Here is a 4,873-nt window from a genome sequence, read left to right on the forward strand (position 1 = left end):
AGTTTTTTTTAAGGTCTCAATGACGATGGTCTGTTTCCCAATTACCTTCTCGAGTTCTTCGATTTTTTCTTCGAGCTGCTTTACCCTGGATTTCTTCCCGTTTTCCAAGCCTTCTTTGGCTCCTTCGAGAAACCTGTCACGCCATTTGTAATACTGAGCTTGTGAAATTCCATGTTCTCTGCAGATTTGAGAAACGCTCTTTTCTCGACGAAGCCCTTCCAGAATTATTGCCATCTTTTCTTCTGCCGAGAGTTTCTTTGCCATTAACTGCACCCCCTTGCCTTTATTTTATCTCTCTACTTTTTACCTGTCCAATTCTTCAGGGGTGCAGTATAATCTTTCCCATACTAATTCCTCCCCACTATATCAAAGAACAGATCTTCAAGACTTTTATATTTTGATAGGGTATCGTTTATCAAATTATCGACCAATATCTTTCCATCTTTCATCACGATTACTCTGTCCGCAAGTTTCTCAACTTCTGCCAAATCGTGAGATGTTAGTAAAATACTCTTACCATCTTCGTTCAACTCAAGAATCAGATTTCTCATGTTTTTCCTTGAAAGGGGATCAAGACCACTCATAGGTTCGTCAAGAATCAGAAGATCTGGGTCACTCAAAAGCGCCAGGACAAAAGATAATTTTCTCTTTGTACCTTTTGAATAAGTGTAGACTTTTTTTGTTAGAAATCCTGAAAGGCCTAACATGTTTATGTAGTACTCAATCTTTTCCCTAGTTAAAATTCCTTTGAAATAGTCAAAACATATTTTTATGTTCTTCCATCCTGTGTATTTTTCCCAAGAAAAAATCTTTCTCCGGCATTACAGAGATATCTAAACCCTCCATTTTATTTATCACACCGGAATCAATATTGAAAATCCCCGATAAGCAACGAACGGTAGTCGTTTTTCCCGCACCATTTGGGCCAACAAGTGCTAGGATTTCTCCGCGTAATATATCAAAAGAAACGTTTTTTAGGATATTTCTACCCTTTATTTCTTTGGAAATAGACTCAATGGAAATAATTTTTTCGATTCTTTCAACTGTTTTTTCCATACGCAATTATAATTCCCTCCAAAAAACTGAGAAAAAGAATCAAGCAGATTTATATAACCCCATGAATCTTCAAATATCTCTTTTGACCTTAAAATAAGTGACCCACGCTTTTCTAAACAAAAACTTCCGATTTTTCTAACCTCCGAAGTCGTTTCAAGACTAGTATATATTTTTCTATATGATTTTCATATTTCTTGCCTTCTGAAATGCAGGTGAGCTAGGGGTTTCAGAAGAACTTTTTTCTTGCGTTTTCGATGTTTTGAAAAAATCCACCTCTAACGCATCAGGAGATATAAAAAATTTTTCCAAACATTTCCAACTGTTGATCAGGTAATAATCCAGAAATTATCTGTGAATCTTGATCGTTGTCGGGATTTTCAAGTTTGGAATTTGACTGTCATAAGTTCTTCTGGATTTTTTATAATTTGATTTCATTGTCTATCATAAACTTTCATTTGCTTTGTTTTTGCTTCATGTTTGAAGGCCGAAGGAAATCTGCTAATCCTTTCTAATGAATAGCTTCAATATTTCAGTAGAATTCCCTTCAAATCACCTCGAATTTTCTATAATAGAACCAGAGTTCAGTTTTTCCTTTATTCGTCTTGTTAACTCGAAGTGCATAAGTTGAGACTCATATTAGTTATCTTTAATGCAAATCATACAGTCACGATTTTTTAAGATATCTTTGGTAGGCAAATGGCAAGTAAACATTCTTAATAACCTCCATTTCTTCGCATGAGCCTTCTAGAATTGTGCCATGCTTTACGTATGCAGAATAGGCACAACCTCCACCACAAATCGCTGAGAATTCACAGCCAGCACATTTCTTCAACATAAAAACAGATCTCGATTTCCACCTTTTGCTTGCTTTATTTAGTTTAAATGAGGGATAAAATCTTCCGATGGAAAGTTCAGATTGCCCCACAGCTTTCCAGCAGGGATAAATCATTCCGTAAGGATCAAAAATCATAAGCCCCGTATGCGCATTACATGCGAAGAAACGAGGACTCCATACTTTGTTTATGAACAAATCCTTAAAAGGATAGACTATTGGTTCGCTAAATATTTCGTTTAATAAACCTTTTTCATAATACTGACAGATCTTCTTCCAAATTGCTACCTTCGAATAGTTATGTAACGTGTTGCTATTAGGGGCCGACGTGGATGCAAAAAAACAAGATAATTTGTCTTGATTCGGCCAATTATGGTATTTTAGGAATTTTATCAGTTCTGGAATAGTATGTTCGTTTTCTGAATCCACAAGGATTCGGATCGATGTTTTTATGCCTTTGAGTAACACTAACTCGATATTATGAATAATTCTATCGAAAGTTCCATTTCCGGAAATACTGACCCGTCTTTTATCATGTTCATTTTTTGGACCATCCAAACTCACCTGGACAAAATCTATTCTGTCTTTGTATTTTGCCAGATAATCTATATACTCGTTAAGATAGATACCATTTGTAATAACTGCAATTTTTCTATCTCTTGTTATTGCGTTTTTTATTATATATTCAACAGCTCTTCTATTTTCTGGCATTAAAGGTTCTCCGCCATACAACTTAATAGAAATCTTTTTATTATCTCCAAGATCATCAAAAAAGTCAATGACCTCGAAAGCTTTTTCTATTCTCCGATCATCTATGACAGTAGTTCTTTTACCCACAATACCCTCTTTCACAGAAGCCTCAAAACAGTAGGGACAAGCTAAATTGCATTTATATGTAATTACAAAACCATATTCTTTGTTCTTAAATAAAGTTTGGCAAACTTCTGTGAAGAAACGTTTCATATCACTTTTCTCTTCAATTATTGTCTTGCTGGTAAGATAACCTCTTGATATTAAGTATTTTTCGACTCTATCGTTAATTAGTTGCCCTCTAAGGACTTTTACAACCGCTGAATCTACTAAGTCAGCTGAACCGGATAACGAATTGAAAAGCAAAAAAGCGTCTGTGTCTACTTTCATTACTAAGTTGTAATGACTTTCATGCATCACCCTTACACCTCACTTTTGCTAATCTACGTTAGGGGCAGAAAAGCATCATATGGGCATTAAAAATTAACAATTTTCAAAGTACACTACTCGATAGTATTGAATGAAAGAATCAAGAAATAGGCCTTGATCTTCCAAAGCTAACTCCCTGTTGTGGTGGGAACAGAGTTCGTATTTTTTTCGCGCTACCTCAACAAATGACAATTCGATCGCTTTTTTCACAAACTCACAGTAAACACGAAAATGCTTTTCAGGTAGTCCGATAGTAGCCATGCAAATACCAGAACATAAATTACGAGCCCAACAGTTCTTGCATTCTTCTATTTTTGAACTCAATTTATTCAACTTTGACTTAGATGTTAGTACTATCTCCTCAAATGTATTTGAGATGACATTTCCAATGAAGAAGCTAGATACACCGACCTTTCTATGGCAAATATACACATCACCATTACTAGCCAGAGTAACCATCGTACGCCCCGCAGTGCAATTTGCGGAGAATTCTTTTGATTCAATTTTCTTAGCTGTGCTTGACACCAATCCAAGAAAAGTACCATTCTTGTGTCTAAAATACTCATAGAGTTTTTGATAGCTGGAAGTTAATTCGAAGCTTTCGGGAATCATGTGTTCATTACTGGTGCTAACAACGGCAACATAGAGTTTCCTAATAGATAGTTCTTTGAAGACTTCTGCAAAATTCGATAAATCTGAATTCACAGATGTTGAAGTACATCTTATTGACGGTTTTAGCCCCTTTTCGTTCAACAGTTTTATACCATGAATCGTTTTGATAAAACTGTTCTCTGAGTCTTTTAGAGGACGTAAGATATTCTGGGTTCTCTCTAGGCCATCAAGACTAACTAAAACACTGAATTTTTTCTTAGTAAGAAAATCTGCAATTTTTGTATCTATCAAAGTAGCATTTGTTGTTATACCAAAGGAAAATCGATCTGGCCACATTTTTTCTACATATGATACTATCATCTCTATCAAATCGAAATTTAGCAAAGGCTCCCCACCAAAGAATGTCAGTCTTCTTCTTTGATTATCCATGTCTGGCTTCAATAATTTAATAATTGCTTTTTTTGCTGTTTCAGAATCCATACGAGATAATCGGTCAAACTCTTTCGAATTTTCATAACAATAAGCACATCTCATGTTACACTCTTGTGTTACATCTAAGGTTAAACCTCGAAAATGTGTTACTTGTTTTAACTTAGTTTCTTCACTTTTTGTTTTATTCAACCTACCATATTGTTCGAAAATTTCGAGTACCTCTTTTGGAAGAACGATGTTCTGGTAAGTTTCACCCTTTTTCAGTAACTCAAATAACTTATTATCTATCTCTAATAGAGAAATCGTTTCAGGAAAAAACACGAAATTCTTACCCAAAAGTGATGTAGTATAATATTCAATCTCTCTGTTTACGTAATGATTCATATTCACTTCACCTCCATACCCTTTCATTCTTCTGATGCCCTTTCAACAATTCGCAGAGCTTCGTCAATCATGGGATCAGCTTCTCCAATTATCCATGAGATCTTTTCATCAAGGCTCAGGTTTATGGGAATATCCGGCTCTATATGTCTTCCCTCTTCAAGAAGCAAGATCCTCGTTTTTGACAGATTTGCGATGCATTTTGTGTTTGGTAGTAAGTATCCTTTTCGATTCGAACCGAAGTTAGCTGTTTCACTGGACCGTTCCCCAAGAATCGTTCCGATATCAGCTTTCAATGTATAACTAAGGAATCTGAGACTTGCAGAGAAAACATTCTCATCTGTCAAAATCCACACTCTTCCAGAAAATGCTTTTCAGCTG

General features: G+C 35.5%; 6 protein-coding genes. All 6 read right to left on the reverse strand.

Annotated features, from left to right (window positions below; all coding sequences use genetic code 11):
* A partial coding sequence (locus tag DU53_RS05520) for a transposase (RefSeq protein ID WP_063727907.1) occupies positions 1 to 264 on the reverse strand: 264 nt, incomplete at its 3' end.
* Positions 265 to 347: 83 nt separating this feature from the next.
* Positions 348 to 809, reverse strand: coding sequence for an ABC transporter ATP-binding protein (locus DU53_RS12480; protein WP_201030007.1), 462 nt, complete (start codon positions 807 to 809; stop codon positions 348 to 350).
* Positions 757 to 1,056, reverse strand: coding sequence for an ATP-binding cassette domain-containing protein (locus DU53_RS12485; protein WP_255358877.1), 300 nt, complete (start codon positions 1,054 to 1,056; stop codon positions 757 to 759). The genes DU53_RS12480 and DU53_RS12485 overlap by 53 nt, the downstream gene beginning before the upstream one ends.
* Positions 1,057 to 1,720: 664 nt before the next feature.
* On the reverse strand, positions 1,721 to 3,028 hold the full coding sequence (locus tag DU53_RS05530; protein ID WP_161484754.1) for a radical SAM protein: 1,308 nt from the start codon (positions 3,026 to 3,028) through the stop codon (positions 1,721 to 1,723).
* Between the two features lie 93 nt (positions 3,029 to 3,121).
* Positions 3,122 to 4,495 (reverse strand): radical SAM protein, encoded by a 1,374-nt coding sequence (locus DU53_RS05535; RefSeq protein ID WP_063727909.1) that lies wholly within the window; start codon positions 4,493 to 4,495, stop codon positions 3,122 to 3,124.
* A gap of 23 nt (positions 4,496 to 4,518) precedes the next feature.
* Positions 4,519 to 4,848 carry a hypothetical protein gene (locus DU53_RS05540; RefSeq protein ID WP_063727911.1) on the reverse strand — a complete coding sequence of 110 codons (330 nt, stop codon included), beginning with the start codon at positions 4,846 to 4,848 and terminating at the stop codon, positions 4,519 to 4,521.
* Positions 4,849 to 4,873: the final 25 nt, after the last annotated feature.

The organism is Kosmotoga sp. DU53, assembly GCF_001639905.1.
Classification (GTDB): domain Bacteria; phylum Thermotogota; class Thermotogae; order Petrotogales; family Kosmotogaceae; genus Kosmotoga; species Kosmotoga olearia.